The 17,504-nt window shown below is 69.3% G+C and carries 15 protein-coding genes, 2 rRNA genes and 2 pseudogenes; 13 read left to right on the forward strand and 6 right to left on the reverse strand.

Translation table 11 applies throughout. The features are described 5' to 3' along the window. Window positions 1-28 precede the first annotated feature (28 nt). Entirely contained in the window at window positions 29-760 is a 732-nt protein-coding gene (locus tag ACWGJM_RS02555; protein WP_453409811.1) for an alpha/beta fold hydrolase, read from the reverse strand. A 153-nt stretch (window positions 761-913) separates the two neighbouring features. Here ACWGJM_RS02555 and ACWGJM_RS02560 point away from each other — a divergent pair. Beyond that, window positions 914-1,527: pseudogene (locus ACWGJM_RS02560) on the forward strand (transposase); the annotation flags it as partial. A 92-nt stretch (window positions 1,528-1,619) separates the two neighbouring features. Beyond that, window positions 1,620-2,267 (forward strand): NAD(P)H-binding protein, encoded by a 648-nt coding sequence (locus ACWGJM_RS02565; RefSeq protein WP_453409843.1) that lies wholly within the window; start codon window positions 1,620-1,622, stop codon window positions 2,265-2,267. Window positions 2,268-2,298: 31 nt separating this feature from the next. Here the strand turns inward: ACWGJM_RS02565 and ACWGJM_RS02570 are convergent, their stop codons facing one another. Next, entirely contained in the window at window positions 2,299-3,090 is a 792-nt protein-coding gene (locus tag ACWGJM_RS02570; RefSeq protein WP_453409812.1) for a trypsin-like peptidase domain-containing protein, read from the reverse strand. Between the two features lie 286 nt (window positions 3,091-3,376). Here ACWGJM_RS02570 and ACWGJM_RS02575 point away from each other — a divergent pair, with 286 nt between their 5' ends. Beyond that, a complete protein-coding gene (locus tag ACWGJM_RS02575; RefSeq protein WP_453409813.1) occupies window positions 3,377-3,613 on the forward strand; it encodes a DUF397 domain-containing protein in 237 nt (78 codons plus the stop codon). 100 nt (window positions 3,614-3,713) lie between these two features. On the opposite strand, the gene ACWGJM_RS02580 is transcribed toward ACWGJM_RS02575, so the two are convergent. Then, window positions 3,714-4,658, reverse strand: coding sequence for an oxidoreductase (locus ACWGJM_RS02580; RefSeq protein ID WP_453409814.1), 945 nt, complete (start codon window positions 4,656-4,658; stop codon window positions 3,714-3,716). A gap of 89 nt (window positions 4,659-4,747) precedes the next feature. Here ACWGJM_RS02580 and ACWGJM_RS02585 point away from each other — a divergent pair, with 89 nt between their 5' ends. From ACWGJM_RS02585 to ACWGJM_RS02625, 9 genes and pseudogenes are all read left to right on the forward strand, one after another. Further along, window positions 4,748-5,350: a TetR/AcrR family transcriptional regulator gene (locus ACWGJM_RS02585; protein ID WP_453409815.1), complete on the forward strand. Its 603-nt coding sequence runs from the start codon at window positions 4,748-4,750 to the stop codon at window positions 5,348-5,350. A 346-nt stretch (window positions 5,351-5,696) separates the two neighbouring features. Continuing rightward, window positions 5,697-6,047, forward strand: a pseudogene (locus ACWGJM_RS02590) (peptidase S8); the annotation flags it as partial. A 364-nt stretch (window positions 6,048-6,411) separates the two neighbouring features. Further along, window positions 6,412-7,716 carry a S53 family peptidase gene (locus ACWGJM_RS02595; protein ID WP_453409816.1) on the forward strand — a complete coding sequence of 435 codons (1,305 nt, stop codon included), beginning with the start codon at window positions 6,412-6,414 and terminating at the stop codon, window positions 7,714-7,716. 334 nt (window positions 7,717-8,050) lie between these two features. After that, on the forward strand, window positions 8,051-8,359 hold the full coding sequence (locus ACWGJM_RS02600) for a hypothetical protein (protein WP_014673544.1): 309 nt from the start codon (window positions 8,051-8,053) through the stop codon (window positions 8,357-8,359). A gap of 187 nt (window positions 8,360-8,546) precedes the next feature. After that, on the forward strand, window positions 8,547-9,368 hold the full coding sequence (locus ACWGJM_RS02605) for a hypothetical protein (RefSeq protein ID WP_453409817.1): 822 nt from the start codon (window positions 8,547-8,549) through the stop codon (window positions 9,366-9,368). Continuing rightward, window positions 9,358-10,686, forward strand: a complete 1,329-nt coding sequence (locus tag ACWGJM_RS02610; RefSeq protein ID WP_453409818.1) for a hypothetical protein — start codon at window positions 9,358-9,360, stop codon at window positions 10,684-10,686. Before ACWGJM_RS02605 ends, ACWGJM_RS02610 begins: the two co-directional genes overlap by 11 nt. Before the next feature lie 14 nt (window positions 10,687-10,700). Beyond that, window positions 10,701-12,242 (forward strand): SCO6880 family protein, encoded by a 1,542-nt coding sequence (locus tag ACWGJM_RS02615; RefSeq protein WP_453409844.1) that lies wholly within the window; start codon window positions 10,701-10,703, stop codon window positions 12,240-12,242. A gap of 14 nt (window positions 12,243-12,256) precedes the next feature. After that, entirely contained in the window at window positions 12,257-13,681 is a 1,425-nt protein-coding gene (locus tag ACWGJM_RS02620; protein ID WP_453409819.1) for an ATP-binding protein, read from the forward strand. A 10-nt stretch (window positions 13,682-13,691) separates the two neighbouring features. After that, a complete protein-coding gene (locus ACWGJM_RS02625) occupies window positions 13,692-15,245 on the forward strand; it encodes a type IV secretory system conjugative DNA transfer family protein (RefSeq protein ID WP_453409820.1) in 1,554 nt (517 codons plus the stop codon). A 3-nt stretch (window positions 15,246-15,248) separates the two neighbouring features. Here ACWGJM_RS02625 and ACWGJM_RS02630 read toward each other — a convergent pair whose 3' ends face one another. Further along, complete coding sequence (locus ACWGJM_RS02630; protein WP_453409821.1) at window positions 15,249-15,830, reverse strand: GNAT family N-acetyltransferase; 582 nt, start codon at window positions 15,828-15,830, stop codon at window positions 15,249-15,251. A gap of 95 nt (window positions 15,831-15,925) precedes the next feature. Here ACWGJM_RS02630 and ACWGJM_RS02635 point away from each other — a divergent pair, with 95 nt between their 5' ends. Next, a complete protein-coding gene (locus tag ACWGJM_RS02635) occupies window positions 15,926-16,474 on the forward strand; it encodes a cysteine hydrolase family protein (RefSeq protein ID WP_453409822.1) in 549 nt (182 codons plus the stop codon). A gap of 58 nt (window positions 16,475-16,532) precedes the next feature. Here ACWGJM_RS02635 and rrf read toward each other — a convergent pair. Both rrf and ACWGJM_RS02645 read right to left on the reverse strand, forming a co-directional pair. Further along, window positions 16,533-16,649: ribosomal RNA gene (gene rrf / locus ACWGJM_RS02640) — 5S ribosomal RNA — on the reverse strand. An 86-nt stretch (window positions 16,650-16,735) separates the two neighbouring features. After that, window positions 16,736-17,504: ribosomal RNA gene (locus tag ACWGJM_RS02645) — 23S ribosomal RNA — on the reverse strand; the annotation flags it as partial.

Below are 17,504 nucleotides of genomic sequence, written 5' to 3' on the forward strand. Positions count from 1 at the left end.
CTTGTGACTGAGCATCCCTGTGGCGCGCTCAGCTGACGGCAGGGAGCTGTCGGGCGAAGCGGCGGACGGCATCAGTGAAGGCATCTGGGTCGTCGAAGTTCGCCAGGTGTCGTGCCCGCGGGATCAATTCGACGCGGGCGTGCGGATGCGCGCGGGCGAAGTCCGCCTCCCCGGCCCGGAAGACGGCGTCCTTCTCGCCGTTCAGGATGAGGACCGGAGCCTTCACATAACGCATCGCACCCGCGTCGAAGCGTCCGAGTACCTCGTCCCAGGCTGCTGGCAGGGTATGGAAGGCGTAGCCGGAACGGATGGTCGCCTCCACCACTTCCCGTGGGTAGAGTCGCTGAAGCAACCGGTCGTTCCACCGGGCCAGGCGATCCGCCGGGATATGAGGGACCAGCCTGGCAACCCACCGGTAGGGCGCTGCCCGGAGGCCGCGGGTGGAGGCACTGGCTCCCGCGAGGACCAGCCCGCGCAGTTGTCCCGGACGACGCCGCGCGAACTCCAGCGCGGCATATCCGCCGAGCGAGTGCCCGACGACCAGAGCCGGCCCGCGGTCGAGCGAGTCCACTGCGGAAGCGATGATCTCCGTCGCAGTGCTCAGGCTCCAGGGCTGAGCCGAGCGCTCCCCGTGGCCGGGCAGGTCGACGGCGACTACCGGGCATTCGTCCCGGAGTGCGGCAAGCTGCATGCTCCACTGTCCCGCGCTGAAGCGCGTCCCGTGAACGAAGACTATGGGCACTGCATCCGCTGCCGTCATCAGCCCCCCAGGTGACGCCGTCCTCCAGCCGACTCTACCCGCGGGATCTTCCTCGCGATCAAGGGAAATGCCAGAAGAGGCTCAAACGGCCAACGGTGTGGCGCTCAGTCACATGTCTGCGGCGACGGGAACGAGGGCGTTCAAGATCGTTGTGTGACGAACAACCTGGACACCCTCGCGACAGCACTCTGTGCCACAGCAGACGATCTGCCGAAGGACCGTCCAAACTTGGCGTCGCGGCGGCCGGCCGTGGGGATCGCGCCGCAGCTCACCGACGCCCAGCTGGTCACCCTGGCGATGATGCAGGCCATGCTGATGCAGGCCATGCTCGGTTCACCTCCGAGGCCAGGTGGCTCCGGCATGCCCGGGCCCACCTGCGGCACCTCTTCCCGTACCTGCCGCAGCAACCCGGCTACAACAAGCGGCTGCGCAAGGCCGCCGACCTGCTCCGCCGTATCACCCGGATCCTGGCCACCAACACCTCGATGTGGAGCGACGACGTGTGGATCGTGGACTCCACACCCGTGGAATGCGGCCGTTCCCGCGAGACCGTCAAATGCTCCGACCTGGCCGGATGGGCCGGGTACGGGTACTGCGCCAGCCACAGCCGCTTCTTCTGGGGTCTGCGATTGCACCTGGTATGCACCCTCCAGGGCCTGCCGATCGCCTTCGACCTGACCGGAACCAGGGCAGACGAGCGCGAGACCCTGCTGGGCCTGCTCGCAGCCGAACCGCACCTCGTCGCCGCCCGGCCCGGCGGGCAGCTCCAGACCTCCGACTCCCCTGACCGCCGACTACCAGTGACCGTGGGGCCGCCCGCTTCTTTTGCATCGACCGCCTGTTCCTGCTCACCCCCGGCATCGGCACCGCCCAGACCACCCACGCCGTCACCGCCGCCCAGGCCGCCGGAGTGGGCCACATCGTGCACTTGTCCTCGTTCAACGTCCTGGGCGACCCGATGCCCGCGATGGGCCGCTGGCACCACGAGCGCGAGGAGATCATCCGCGCCACCGGTATCCCCGCCACGTTCCTGCGTCCCGGCGGCTTCATGACCAACGCCCTGGACTGGCTGCCCACCCTCCGCGAGGCCCGCTACGTCCTCGACCCGATCGGCCCCGGCCGCTACGCGCCGATCGACCCGGCCGACATCGCCGCGGTCGCCGCCCTCGCCCTGACCCAGGACGGTCACCAGGGCAAGGAGTACGTGCTCACCGGCGCGGAGACCTTCACCGTCGCCGAGCAGGTGCACATCCTCGCCGAGACGACCGGCTGCGCCATGACCGTCCGCGAGCCGGCCGAGGCGGCCGAGGCGGTACGCTCCCGCTTCCCCGGCGGCGCGCCACCCGCTCTCGCCGAGGCCCTCGTGGAAGGCTTCGCGCTCATGCGCGCCGACACCGTCGGAGTCCGCACGGACACGGTCGAGCGACTGCTCGCACGCAAGCCGCGGACATTCGCGGACTGGTGCGCCCGCCACGCGCAGGTGTTCCGGGAGGCGCTCCGCACCTGACCGACCACCACCACTCCCCAGGGGGCAGGCCTCACGGATCGCTCGCCGCGTCCCCGTAAAGCTCGGCCGCCTCCACCCCAAGCACCACGCTGTACGAGATGTCGGCCGTCGTCCCGCCCTGTTCGTGGCCGCCCAGGATCCCCACGACCTCGTGGTCCCCGTTGACCCAGGGACTGCCGCTGGTCCCGCCGGTGAATTCGGGGCAGGAGATCCGCTGCTGGGTGTTGCTGTGCACGCCGGGCTTGTTGGTGCAACTGATGGGGGTTTCCTGGGAATTGGGGTAGCCGGTGACCGTCACAGCGGTGGCCCCGGTCGCCGTCCGGGTGGCGAAGCGGTTGCCGCCGACGACATCCTCGATCAGCTTCCCCTGGTCCCCGCCCAGTCCCTCCACGACGGCGAACGCCACGTCGCTGTCCTCGTCCTGCCCCTTGGACCACCCGTCCGGCAGGAAGCGCCCCTTCAGCTTCCACACCCCGTACGGCGCCTTCCCGTCCCGGTAGCCCGGCACGAACACCAAGTCGCCGCCGTCGCCACTGTCGTCACCGTCCACACAGTGCGCGGCGGTGACGATGAGGTTGCGATGAGCGCTGTGCACGACCGAGGCGGTGCAGAAGTGTCCCCCGGCGAGCTTGCCGACCCGGTCCGCGTCGAAGAGTGCCCCGACTCTCTCGCTCTCCCGGTTCGCGGCGGCCACGACGGTGACCCCGAAGGGGCCCGGACCGTCATCGGCGGCCGCCACGGAGGCCGACGTCAGCGCCAGCAGCACCACGGTGCCGAGCAGGGCGGGACGTGAGGTGACCGAGATGCGTGACGTGCGCTTCATCAGGCCCACTTTGTCCCACGAAGGTGAGAATCGGTTCCCGGCTTCTCTGAGTTTTGACTGTGAATCGCGCTTACCCCTGGCGATCGGTCCACAACAGCTTCCTGGCCCTGGATGCCTCCAACTCCCGCACCACACATACCCCCCGCAAGTCCGCGCACTCCCGCACCAGATGCAACCCGCTCTGAGCCGGAGAGGGCCGGAGAGAGCCGGAGGGTGTAGCTCCACGGCAGGGATGCGCGGGGATACGCGGGGATACGGTGGCCTTCCCTCAAGAAGGAGCCGCAGAATGCCCGACCTTCCCCCGGACCTCACCTGGGAACGCGCCGCCCCGCCGGAGGCGACCGGTCCCGGTCCCTGGATCGAGATCGCCTTCGGTGAGGGGGACGACGGGGAGGCCCCCGTCTACATCCGGGAGACCAGCGACCCGGACAACGTCGTCACCACGAACCGCCGCAAGTGGGACGCCTTCGTACTCGGCGTGCAGGCGGGCGAGTTCGACCACTTCGTGGAGGGCGTGGAGTAGCGCTGCGGCGGGGCCGCCACCGCACCCCCGGTCCCGGCGCCGGTCCCGGTGCCGGTCCCGGCCCCGACTCCCCCTACGGTCCCGACCCTCCCTACGGCCCCTACGACCGCCGCCCTCCGCCCGCCTCCGTCAGCGCCAGCGGATACCGCACGCCCGTCAGTTCCTCGGACAGCGCCCACAGCCGCCGTGCGGCCACCGGGTCGCTCGCCGCGGTGTTGCGGCCTACGAGGGTGGGGGCGCCCCGCATCTCGGCCAGGCCGTCGGGGCCGACGTAGCTCGCGCCGGGGAGGTCCTGGCTCGCCGCGTAGAGGGTGGGCAGGGCGCCCGCCTTGTCGTCCTGGGCCAGGATCCGGTTGCCGATCTGCATGAGGACGCGGCCGACCGGGTTCGCGGTGTGGCTCTGGAGGTTGGTGGCCGCCCAGCCGGGGTGGGCGGCGAGGGCGCGGACGGGTGAGCCGGACTCGGTGAGGCGGCGCTGGAGTTCCAGGGTGAACAGAAGATTCGCCAGCTTGGACTGGGAGTAGGCGCGTTGCGGGGTGTAGCGGCCCGTGAGGTTGGGGTCGTCGAAGGAGATCCTGCGGTCGCCCATGCGGTGGGCGCCGGAGGAGACGGTCACCACCCGGTCCCCGACGTGGGGCAGCAGCAGGTTCGTCAGGGCGAAGTGCCCGAGATGGTTCGTGCCGAACTGCATCTCGAAGCCGTCCTTGGTGTACTGCTCCGGGAGCATCATCACCCCCGCGTTGTTGATCAGCAGGTCGATCGTCCCGCCCTGCCAGGAGTAGGCGAACTCCCGGACGGAGGCCAGGTCCGCGAGGTCGAGCCGGCGCACCTCCGTACTGCCGTTCACCCGCGCGGCGGCGGCCCGGCCGCGCTCGAGGTCCCGTACGGCGAACACCACGTGCGCGCCCGCGCGGGCCAGCGCGTCGGCGGCGGCGAAGCCGATGCCGCTGTTGGCGCCGGTGATGACGGCGGTGCGGCCGGAGAAGTCGGGGAGGTGGGTCGCGTTCCATGTGCGCGCCTTGGGCGCGTCGGTCTTTTCAGCCATGCCTCCAAAGTAGGCGTCGACAACAATGCTGTCAATGACAACAATGATGACGTCGACAACTATGCTGCCGCCGACAACATGCGGATACGATGGTCCGCATGCCCGAGAGCCGCCCCTATCACCACGGAGACCTCCGCGCCGCCCTCCTCGCGGCGGCCGAGCGCACCCTGCGCGACCGGGGAGCCGGTGCGCTCTCCCTGCGCGAGCTGGCCCGCGAGGTCGGGGTGAGTCATGCCGCCCCCGGCCGGCACTTCAAGGACAAGCAGGCCCTGCTCGACGCCCTGGCCCTGGCCGGGTACGAGCGGCTGGCCGGAGCACTGGAGTCCGCGGACGACCCCGCGCTGCCGCTCGAGGCACGGCTGTCGGTGCTGGCGAAGGCCTACGTGGGCTTCGCCGTCGAGCACGACGCGCTGCTGGAGGTGATGTTCGCGCGCAAGCACGACCCGGAGGTCTCCGCGCAGCTCGCCGACGCCGTCGACCGCTCCGTCGGGTCCTTCGAGCGGCTGATCACGGACGCGCAGGCGCGGGGCGAGATCGTCGCGGGCGACCCGGCGCGCCTCACCCTCTTCGCCGGCGCGAGCATGCACGGGCTGGCCACCTTCGCCGCCAACGGCAGCATCCCGGCCGATCAGGTCCTGGTCGGCCTGGACGAGCACGTACACCACCTGCTGCACGGCCTCAAGCCCCGCTGAGCCCGCCCCCGGCCACCCGCACCCCGGGCTGTGTCCGCACTGTGAGCCGGGTCAAGCCGCGCCCACCCCGGCACCATCCGCGCGCCAATGATCAGTAAGCCGGGCGCCCGTTTCAGTAACGCGGTAGTCAGGATTCCGCCGCCCGCCTTGTTGTCGCGTACCCAACAAGTCATCGTCGTCGCGGGCCGCCGCCCCCACCGGTGAGCGCACCGGTGGCCCCCCACCCGCAGGCCTCTGTCCACCCTTCCCAGGAGGCTGTACGTTGCGCACGACCACCCCCGACTCCCCCCACATACGCGGAAGATGGCGCCGAGCCGGCGCTGCCGGCGCCGCCACCGCGGCACTTCCCACGGGGTGCAGCAAGCGCACCATCGCCGACGTCTCGGCCGTCGCCGACCCCGCGACCGGCGTCTCGGTCTACGACTCCTACGGCATCACCGCCGGCTGGTACACCTTCGGCGGCACCAGCGCCTCCACCCCGATCATCGCCGGCGTCTACGCCCTCGCGGGCACCCCGGGCAGCGGCGACTACCCGGCCTCCTTCCCCTACGCCGCGGCGGGCACCTCCGCGCTGAACGACGTCACCAGCGGCAACAACGGCTCCTGCTCCACCACCTATCTGTGCACCGCCAAGTCCGGTTACGACGGCCCGACCAGCTGGGGCACCCCGGAGGGCACGGACGCCTTCACCGGGTGAGCAGGGCTTGACCTCCCCGTCGGGTCACGGGGAGCCGCCACAGTGAGGGGGACGTGGGGTCCTCTCGGCGGCACGCAAAGGGGACGGGTCACGGCAGCCGGCCGTGACCCGTTCTTCCCTGCCTGAACCTTGCCGTGACCTTGCCGGTCCCTTGCCGGTCTCTTGCCGGTAACCGGCCGATTCCCGTGCCTCACCTGTGAGTTGGGTCAAGGCGAAGACCCGGTTCGGTAAGGCGGAAGTCAGGATTCCAGAAGAGTCTTGTTGTCGCGTACTCAACAAGGGATCGTCTTCGCCGACCACCCGCACGCATGACCCGCACGCACCGCCTGTTCCAACCCCACTCGGAGCATCAGGAGGCTGCACGATGCGTACGACCCCCACGAAGAGACCGGCCCGGCCCGGCCGCCGGCGCAGCGTCGGCTCCGCCGTCGCCGCCACCGCGACCCTCGTCCTCGCCGGTTTCGGCACCGCCGCCCATGCCGACACCGCCACCAGCGCCTCGTCGAAGGTCACCTGGACGAACGCCTGCTCCACCCCCGCCAAGGGCCAGATGGCCTGCAAGGCACTCCGCGTCACCGGTGGCACCACCGCCTTCCAGAAGGCGCAGGCCAAGGCGGACGGCGTCACCCCCAAGACCGCCGACGCCTCGACCCCCTCCGGCTACGGCCCCTCCGACCTCCAGTCGGCCTACGGCCTCACCTCCGCCGCCGCCTCCAACGGCTCCGGCGAGACCATCGCGATCGTCGACGCCTACGACGACCCGAACGCCGAGGCCGACCTCGCGAAGTACCGCTCGTACTACGGTCTGAGCGCCTGCACGACGGCCAACGGCTGCTTCAAGAAGGTCAGCCAGACGGGCTCGACGACCTCCCTCCCCTCCGCGAACACGGGCTGGGCCGAGGAGATCTCCCTCGACCTCGACATGGCGTCCGCCTCCTGCCCGAACTGCAACATCCTCCTGGTGGAGGCCACCTCCGCGACCATGGCCAACCTGGGTACGGCGGTGAACCGAGCGGTCACCCTGGGCGCGAAGTACGTCTCGAACAGCTACGGCGGCTCCGAATCGTCCTCGGACACGTCGTACGACTCCTCCTACTTCAACCACCCGGGCGTCGCCATCACCGTCAGCGCCGGCGACAGCGGCTACGGCGCCGAATACCCGGCCGCGTCCAAGTACGTGACGGCCGTCGGCGGCACCGCCCTCTCCGAGGCCTCCTCCACCACCCGGGGCTGGACCGAGACCGTGTGGAAGACCAGCAGCAGCGAGGGCACCGGCTCCGGCTGCTCCTCCTACGACACCAAGCCGAGCTGGCAGACCGACACCGGCTGCACCAAGCGCACCATCTCGGACGTGGCGGCCGTCGCCGACCCGGCCACCGGCGTCTCGGTCTACGACTCCTACGGCATCACCTCCGGCTGGTACACCTTCGGCGGCACCAGCGCCTCCGCCCCCATCATCGCCGGCGTCTACGCCCTGGCCGGCACCCCGTCCAGCAGCAGCTACCCGGCCTCCTTCCCCTACGCCGCGGCGGGCACCTCCGCGCTGAACGACGTCACCAGCGGCAACAACGGCTCCTGCTCCACCACCTATCTGTGCACCGCCCAGTCGGGCTACGACGGCCCGACCGGCTGGGGCACCCCGGAGGGGATCTCGGCCTTCACCGGCTGAGCACCGAACCGGCAACCGAAGGGGCCTCGGCAACCGCCGGGGCCCCTTCCTCGTGAGACCATCGTGACGGCACCTCACCCGACCAGCCGTCAGAAAACGTGCCGGGTCATAGAGGAGCACAACGACGGAACCACACGACAGGTTCCGCTCAGGCCTCATTGCCCGGCGTGACCTGCCGTGATACACAGAGTGACCGTACGGTCCATTCGTACGAAACCCGCCATTCAATGACGCCAAGTCGACATACGGCGGCGACATTGTCGGCGACAATGAGGCCTGACCTCTGCACACCGCAGGGGGACTGCGGAACTACCCACCAGGGGCGGTGACTTACATGCTCTTTGCGGCCGACAAGGGAGACATCAACACCATTATCGGCGGAATCGCTCCGGACTGGGGGCCCTTCGGCAGCCTGGGCAACGAAGCGAAGGTGATGATCGAGGTGGTGATGGCCGTCGCCATCCTGCTCTGCCTCGGCATCGCCGTCTGGGGTGCGGCCAAACAGCGCATCGGCGCGACAGCCCTCCGGGACACCTTCAGCGCCGAACAGGGCAAAGGCCTCATCATCGCCGGCCTGACGGGTGTCTTCATCATCGGCTCACTGGGCACGCTGTTCACCATCGTGTACGGCATGGCCGTGTAGCGGTCCCCCCACTCCTCCAGTCCTCCGGGCACGCCCGGTCCCCACCACCCCACCCGCCCGTCGTGCCCACCGGCTGAGGTTGCGTTTCCCTGATGTCGAGTCACCACACCGCGCCCGCGCGGGAGCCAGCACGGCTACCGTCGTACATCTACGCGTTCCGGTACGAGGTCAAGGGGGCGTACGCGGCATGAGTCTCGGAGACGAGCAGGGTTACGGCGGCGCGGGCGAGACCAGAACCCGGCTGCCCGAACGCGGCGGCGACCCCTACGGCGGGGCCCGCCGAGGCGGCCGGTCATCCTCCCGGGGCCTGGTCACGGTGGTCGGCGTCGTCGTCCTCCTCATCGCGGCGATCGCCTTCGCGAACCGGGGCGATGACTCCTCGTCCGGCGGAGGCTCCGGCTCCGCCAACAAGCCGAAGACGGCGGCGACTGCGGCGAGCGGCACGAAGCCGGTCACTTCGAAGGCCGGGGGGATTCCTACGGGGTTCTCGCGGGATCAGCAGGGGGCGGAGAGCGCGGCCGCCAATTACGCGACCGTGCTGGGCTCCGACGGGATGTTCAACGCCACAAGGCGCCACGAGATCGTGCAGACCATCGCCGCCCCCAGCACCGCTACCCGACTGCAGTCCGGCTTCGACGCCGACTACTCGGCGGCTTTCCTGAAGAAGATCGGCCTAAACGACGACGGCAGCGCCCCTGCGGGCAGCACGTTCGTCAACCGAACGTTGCCGACAGGCACCAAGACCACCGACTTCAGCACTGACGCGGCCACCGTCGAGGTCTGGTGCAACGGCCTCTTCGGGCTCGCCGGCGACAACTCGACCAACCCCGTGACCAGCAACTGGTTCACCGTGACCATGAAGCTGGCCTGGAGCGGCGGCGACTGGAAGGTCCTCGAGTCCACCCAGAAGACCGGCCCGACGCCCGTCACCGGGGACAACCCCGTGTCCGGCGCCGATGAGATCAGCAAGGCGGTCCAGGAGTTCGGAGGGTTCACCTATGCTCGGTAGCCAGCACCGCGCGCTAAAGCTCACCGGCCTCGTGGCTGCCATCCAAGCATCCGCCGTGCTGCTTGCCACGCGCGCCTTCGCCGCACCCAAACCGACACCGTCGAAGAGCGACGACCCCTGCTCACTGATCGCTGGGCCCGCCAAGAAGTACTGCGAAAAAGGCAGCAGCGGCTCCGGCGGCAAATCCGGCGTAACCAGCAACGACCCCCTCTCCGACACCCTCGACCCCCTCGCCTCCCTGGCCAAGGGCTGCGCGGACGCCGCGTCGTGGACCATCGACAAGCTCGGTGACGCGGTGAAGGAGACGGCGAACGTCGACTTCACGAACGAGAAGTTCCTGAAGCAGTACGCGGTCGTCTTCGCGGCGTCGACGATCCTCACGCTGCTGCTGTGGCTGCTGGCCGTGGCCAAGCGAGCCGTACGCGGCGTCCCCATGACCACCGCGCTGTCGGAAGCCGTCGGGTTCCTCTGGCTGACGGTCCTGGCCTCCGCGTTCACGCCGCTGATCCTGTACACGGTCGTATCCGCCACCGACGGAGTCACGGACGTACTGGCGAAGGCCACCGGCGACCAGACCGACACGTTCTTCGGCACCTTCTCCGGCGCGTTGAAAAAGGGCAACGACATCGGCGGCGGGCCGATCATGCTGATCGTGGTGTCCCTGGTCAGCATTCTCGCGGCCGGCATCCTCTGGCTGGAGCTCGTGATCCGCGCCGCCCTGCTCTACGTCGGCGCCCTCCTCGGCACCGTCGTCTACGCGGGCCTGGTGGACAAGAACCTGTGGGGGCACGTCCGCCGCTGGGCCGGGATCATGATCGCCGTCATCCTGGTCAAGCCCGTCATCGTCATAGTGCTGGGCCTGGCCGGGGCGCTGTCCGGGGACAACGGCCCGGACGCCTTCTCGGCCGTCGTGTCGGGCCTCGCCATCATCCTGCTCGCCATCTTCGCGAGCGCGATGATCTACCGCTTCGTCCCCGGCTTCGGCGACGAGATCGCGAGCGGCCGCAACAACCGCATCATGCAGGGCGCCGAGGGCAAGGCCGCCGCGGTCATCAGCTCCCCGGCGACCCTGGTCGCGCAGGGCATCAAGACGCACAGCTCCCGCGCCGACAACAACGGAGGCGGCGGCCAGCCGTCCGCCCGCCCGGCCAACCCGGCCTCCGGCGGAGTCGCCGCGCACAGCACACGTTCCCCGAACGGGGGCGGCGGCGGAGCCGTCCCCTCCGCCGCGCCCGCGCCGCGCGCTCCCAGCCCGGCCAACACCCCGCACGCCAGCAACACCCGCAACAGCAACCGCTCGGGAGGTGAAGGGCGTTGACGACCGAGTCCCACATGTCCCATCCGGTCACGCCCCGCCGTACGTATCTGATCGGCCGCGCCCGGCCGAACGGGATCATCGGCCGGAACCGCGAGTCCGGCGAGATCGCGCTGATCGTCGCGGGCGCGTTCCTCGGCATGATGTGCGGTCTCCTCGTCCCGGTCCTGTCCCTGCGGATCGTGCTGCTGACGGGCTTCCCGATGCTGGCGCTGGCGGCGGTGTACGTGCCGTACAAGCGCCGCACCTTCTACAAGTGGTTCGAGATCAACCGCAGCTTCAAGCGCACCGTCAAGCGGGGCGCCGTCTACCGCTCCGGCGTCATGGAGGCCGGTACACGCATGGACGGCCGCGAGGTCGAGATCGGGCCGCCGCCCGGCATCGGCCGGATCACCTGGCTGGCCGCGCCCTTCGGGCCGGACGAGATCGCCGTACTGCTGCACGCCGACCGCAAGACCGTCACCGCGGCCATCGAGATCGAGGGCCCCGGCGTCGGCCTGCGCGACTCCGAGGACCAGGAGGCCCTGGTCGACCGGTTCGGCACCCTGCTGAAGCACGTGGCGAACGGCGACGGGTTCGTCACCCGCCTTCAGATGCTCGCCCGCACCCTGCCCGCCGACCCCGACGCCCACGCCAAGGACGTCGCCCAGCGCGGGGACGACCGGACGCCGGGATGGCTCAGGCAGTCGTACGACCAGTTGCAGTCGATGGTGTCCACCAGCAGCGAGCAGCACCGCGCCTACCTCGTCGCCTGCATGCACTACACGCGCGAGCTGGCCGCCGAGGCGCAGGCCATGGCCCGGGCGGCCCGGCCGCAGGGCGGGCGGAAGCTGGACCGGGACGCTGGGCTCGCCGTCGTCATGGCGCGTGAGCTCACCGACATCTGCTCGCGGCTCCAGGAGGCCGACATCAGGGTGCGCCAGCCCCTGGGGCAGGGGCGTCTCGCCTCCCTCGTCCACTCCATGTACGACCCCGACCACCCGATCGACCACATCCAGGCGATGACCAGGCGCAACGCCTGGCCGGCCGAGCTGGACGCCATGGAGCCCACCTACCTCCAGGCCAAGACCCGGGAGTCCGCCACCCGCGCGCCCTGGTGCCATGCCACGGCGTGGGTCAAGGAGTGGCCGATGACGCCCGTCGGCGTGAACTTCCTCGCGCCGCTCCTCGTCCACACCCCGGACGTCATCCGGACCGTCGCCGTGACGATGGACCTCGAGCCCACCGAGATCGCCATCGAGCGCATGCTGACGGAGAAGACCAACGACGAGGCCGAGGCCTCCCGCGCCGCCAAGATGAACCGGACCGTCGACCCGCGTGACGTGGCCGCCCACAGCCGCCTCGACCAGCGCGGCGAGGACCTCGCCAGTGGCGCCGCCGGAGTGAATCTGGTCGGCTACATCACCGTCTCCTCGCGCACCCCTGAGGCGCTGGCCCGCGACAAGCGCACGATAAGGGCGTCGGCCGGAAAGTCGTACCTGAAGCTCGAATGGTGCGACCGCGAGCACCACCGCGCGTTCGTGAACACGCTCCCGTTCGCCACCGGAATCCGAAGGTAGGAGTTGATGCGCTGATGCGGGACCCGCTGTCCGCCATCACGGACGCCTTCACGTCCTTCCTGTTCGGGAAGATCGAGTCGACCCGGATGCCGGTGCGCACCTCCACGGGCCAGGCCCAGGCCGTCTACCTGCCGACCGCCGCCCCCGGCCTCGGCGACTCCGGCGTCATCATCGGCCGCGAGGTGTACTCCGGGAAGGGCTACATCTACGACCCGTTCCAGCTGTACGGCCAGCAGCTCCCCGCCCCGCACTGGCTGGTCCTCGGCGAGTCCGGCAACGGCAAGTCGGCGCTGGAGAAGACGTACGTCCTGCGCCAGCTGCGCTTCCGCGACCGCCAGGTCGTCGTCCTGGACGCGCAGGGCGAGGACGGCGTCGGCGAATGGAACCTCATCGCGGAGGAGCTGGGGATAACCCCCATCCGGCTGGACCCGACGGCGGCCCTGGACCACGGGATCCGCCTGAATCCACTGGATCCCGCGATCACGACCACGGGTCAGCTGGCACTGCTGCGGACCATCATCGAGGTCGCGATGGGACACGGCCTCGACGAGCGCGCCGGCTTCGCGCTGAAGGTGGCGCACGCCTACGTCAACGAGACGATCGTCGAGCGCCAGCCCGTGCTCACCGACATCGTCGAGCAGCTACGGCACCCGGAGCCGGAGTCCGCCGAGGCGATGAACGTCGCCATAGACGACGTCCGGGCCTGGGGCCTGGACGTGGCGCTGGTCCTCGACCGGCTCGTCGACGGTGACCTGCGCGGCATGTTCGACGGCCCGACCACGGTCGGCATCGACCTGGACGCCCCGCTGATCGTCTTCGACCTCTCCCACATCGACCGCAACTCCATCGCGATGCCCATCCTGATGGCGATCGTCGGCGTGTGGCTGGAGCACACCTGGATCCGCCCCGACCGGAAGAAGCGCATCTTCCTGGTCGAGGAGGCCTGGCACATCATCAACAGCCCCTTCGTGGCCCAGCTGTTCCAGCGGCTGCTGAAGTTCGGCCGACGGCTCGGCCTGTCCTTCGTCGCGGTCGTCCACCATCTTTCCGACGTGGTGGACGGAGCGGCGGCGAAGGAGGCCGCGGCGATCCTGAAGATGGCGTCGACGCGGACGATCTACGCCCAGAAGGCCGACGAGGCGCGGGCCACGGGCCGGGTGCTGGGGCTGCCCAGATGGGCGGTGGAGATCATCCCCACCCTCACCCCCGGCATCGCCGTCTGGGACGTCAACGGCAACGTCCAGGTGGTCAAGCACCTCGTGACGGAGACGGAACGCCCGCTGGTCTTCACCGACCGCGCGATGACCGAGTCCTCCTTCGACCTGGCGGCCGACGACGCCCTGCGCGCCGCCGAACTGGAGGCGGAGCAGCGGGCGGCGGCCTTCGTGGAACAGCACATCGGCGACCTGGACGGGTCGTCGGAGTCTACGGTGGCGTAGGGGAGGCGGCGTGAGACCCGACGACCGCGACCACGGGCGATACGACGACGGGCGGGGACGACGGGACGGCCAGGGCGGCATCCCGGACGGCCTGCTGATCGGCATCCTCGCCTTCCTGCTCGGCATGACCCTCCTGGTGTGGTCGGCGACGGGCCTCGCGGGCTGGTTCGCAGGCGGCGCCTGGCCGTCCGGCGTCACCTTCACGGGCACCCCCGTGGCCATGCGCCACCTCATCGGCCATCCGCACGACATGACGGGCGCCTGGCCGGACACCCCGGCGGCACAGCTGTCGGGGTACGGACTGTTCTGGGGGCTGTTCATAGGGCAGCTGATGGTGCTGTTCGTACTGACCGTGTTCGTGATCGGGACGGTCGCGCGGTGGCGGGCGGGGCGGGCCCGGCGGAGATTCGAGAACGGGGCGGGGGCCGCGGCGGCGACGCGCTCGGCTTCCCCGGCGCCGGCAGAGGTGCCGGCACAGGCACCGGCACAGGCACCGGCCCATGCTTGGGCGCCCGAGCCGCAGCCCGAGGTGCCCGCGCCTCGCAGTGAGCCGGAGCCCGTGGAATCGCCCCCCTCCGCCCCCGCCCCCGCCTCCGTCGCAGACGGGGAAGGCGTGGGTGGCTGGGAAACGAACCGCGGCGAGGGCGCGGTGCTGTACGGCGCACCCACAGCCCGCCAGGCCACGGCAATCCAAGCCATCCGCGACGCGGCCGGCCCCCTCGTCGTGGTCACGTCCAGCGCCGGCCTCTGGCAGGAGACCAAGGACGCGAGAGCCAAACTGGGCCCGGTCCTCCTCTACGACCCCACCCACCTCTGCGACACGCCGGCCCGACTGCACTGGTCCCCTGCCACGGGCTGCGGTGACAAGCAGACGGCGGTGCGGCGGGCAGCCGCCCTGCTCGCTCCGGTGAAGCCGACCGCCCGTCTGGACCAAGCGGTCAGCGACACCGCCGAGACACTCCTCCGCAGCTACCTACACGCCGCCGCCCTCGACAGCCGCAGCATCCGCCACGTCCACCGCTGGGCCCAGGGCACACAGATCCAGGACGCGGTCCGCGCCCTGCGCACCAACCCCAAGGCGGCCCCCGGCGCCGCGGGCGAACTGGAAGCCGCGCTCACCTCGCATCCCGAGCGCCGGGACATGGCCCACGAGCTGACGAGCCGTGCCCTGTCCGCGCTCTCCACGGTCAACATCCGCGAAGCGTGCACTCCAAACCGAACTGATGCCGTCGCCTTGGATTCCTTCGTCGACGAAGGGGGCACGCTTTATGTGGTCGGTGAATCCATCGAGGACCCCAGGACCAGCCCCGGCGCGATGCCGCTCCTGACGGCCCTCGTCTCCAGCGTGGTCGAGCGCGGCCGGCGCATGGCCGAACGGTCATCCTCCGGTCGGCTCGACCCACCACTGACCCTGGTCCTGGACGACATCGCGGCCGTGGCCCCGCTACCCCAGCTCCCGGACCTGCTGTCCACGGGAGCGGACCGCGGCCTGCCGACCCTGGCCCTCCTCCGCTCCCGCGAACAGGCCCGCAGCCGCTGGCCGCACGACGAGCTCCCGGTGTGAGCGTCAGTCGCGTGAGTCCCGTGAGTCCCGGTCGAGCACGAACTCCAGCTCCAACTGCGCCTCGTCCTTCACGAACGGCACGGTGACCCCGCTCGGTACGAACCCGGCCCTGCGGTAGAAGCGCTGCGCACGCCCGTTGTCCTCGTGCACCATGAGCCGCACTCGCTCGGTGCCCTGCGCCCACGCCCATTCCAGGCCGGCGTCGAAGAGCACCTCGGTCAGACCGATCCCCCGGTAGTCGGGCCGCACGAACACCCCGACTATGTGCCCTTGCCTCCGCTCGACGGACAAACCGGCCCAGTCCTTCGTGCCCGCCTCCTCGACCAGCACCGTCAAGGACCCGACCCACTCCCCGTTCGGCCCGTCAGCGATGATCTGCTGCGCCGAGGTCGCGCCTTCCGCGGCTCGCTCGACCCGCTCCTTCCAAAAGGTATCGGGCTTCTCCAGGGCTTCCTCGTACGTCTCCAGGAAGGCGAGGTGCGCGACCGGGTCCTGGAGCGCGAGCAGTCGCAGCGCCTTGGCGGCAGGCCACTCGTCGGCACGAATCGCCCGGATCACATAGTCACCGCTGGTCATGGTGGTCATGCCAGCCACCGTAGTACTGATGTCAGTGGCAGGTCCTACTGTTTTTGCCGTGCATGATCCGTGCCTATAGGCACACGCGAACCCAGGGAGACCCCATGACGACCCTGCTCGGTCGGCCCAACACAGCTCTCCTCGTCATCGACGTACAGAACGGCGTGGTGGCGGGTGCGCCCCGCCGCGACGCCGTCATAGCCAACATCAACACCCTGGTCGACAAGGCACGCGCGGAGGACGTGCCGGTGATCTGGGTGCAGCACTCCGACGAACACCTCGAACGCGGTAGCGACAGCTGGGAGTACGTCGCGGAGCTGGCCCGCCGCGACACCGAGCCTCTCGTCCACAAGTCCTGGGCGGACTCCTTCGAGAACACCGAACTCGAGGCATTCCTGGCCGAGCGCAAAATAGGCCGGCTCGTCGTCACCGGCGCCCAGACCGACGTCTGCATCCGCTCGACACTGCACGGCGCCCTCGTCCGTGGGTACGACGCCACGCTGGTCGCCGATGCCCACACCACGGAGGACAACACCGAGTACGGCGCTCCCGCCCCGGAGCAGGTGATCGCCCACACCAACCTCTACTGGAAGTGGCACAGCGCGCCCGGCCGCGAGGGCGGGATCGTCGACACGGCGGATGTGGCCTTCTAAAACACCGGAAAAGCAGAAAACCCCCGCACCGTGAGGTGCGGGGGTTTTCTCAATATTTGTTCGGCGGTGTCCTACTCTCCCACAGGGTCCCCCCTGCAGTACCATCGGCGCTGTGAGGCTTAGCTTCCGGGTTCGGAATGTAACCGGGCGTTTCCCTCACGCTATGACCACCGAAACACTATGAAACAGACAACCGAACCGCCATATGTCATGGCGGGGCTGTTCGTGGTTTCAGAACCAACACAGTGGACGCGAGCAACTGAGGACAAGCCCTCGGCCTATTAGTACCGGTCACCTCCACCAGTTACCTGGCTTCCAGATCCGGCCTATCAACCCAGTCGTCTACTGGGAGCCTTACCCCATCAAGTGGGTGGGAGTCCTCATCTCGAAGCAGGCTTCCCGCTTAGATGCTTTCAGCGGTTATCCCTCCCGAACGTAGCCAACCAGCCATGCCCTTGGCAGGACAACTGGCACACCAGAGGTTCGTCCGTCCCGGTCCTCTCGTACTAGGGACAGCCCTTCTCAAGACTCCTACGCGCACAGCGGATAGGGACCGAACTGTCTCACGACGTTCTAAACCCAGCTCGCGTACCGCTTTAATGGGCGAACAGCCCAACCCTTGGGACCGACTCCAGCCCCAGGATGCGACGAGCCGACATCGAGGTGCCAAACCATCCCGTCGATATGGACTCTTGGGGAAGATCAGCCTGTTATCCCCGGGGTACCTTTTATCCGTTGAGCGACGGCGCTTCCACAAGCCACCGCCGGATCACTAGTCCCGACTTTCGTCCCTGCTCGACCCGTCGGTCTCACAGTCAAGCTCCCTTGTGCACTTACACTCAACACCTGATTGCCAACCAGGCTGAGGGAACCTTTGGGCGCCTCCGTTACTCTTTAGGAGGCAACCGCCCCAGTTAAACTACCCATCAGACACTGTCCCTGATCCGGATCACGGACCCAGGTTAGACATCCAGCACGACCAGACTGGTATTTCAACGACGACTCCACCTGAACTGGCGTCCAGGCTTCA

Source organism: Streptomyces sp. NPDC054834 (assembly GCF_053611185.1).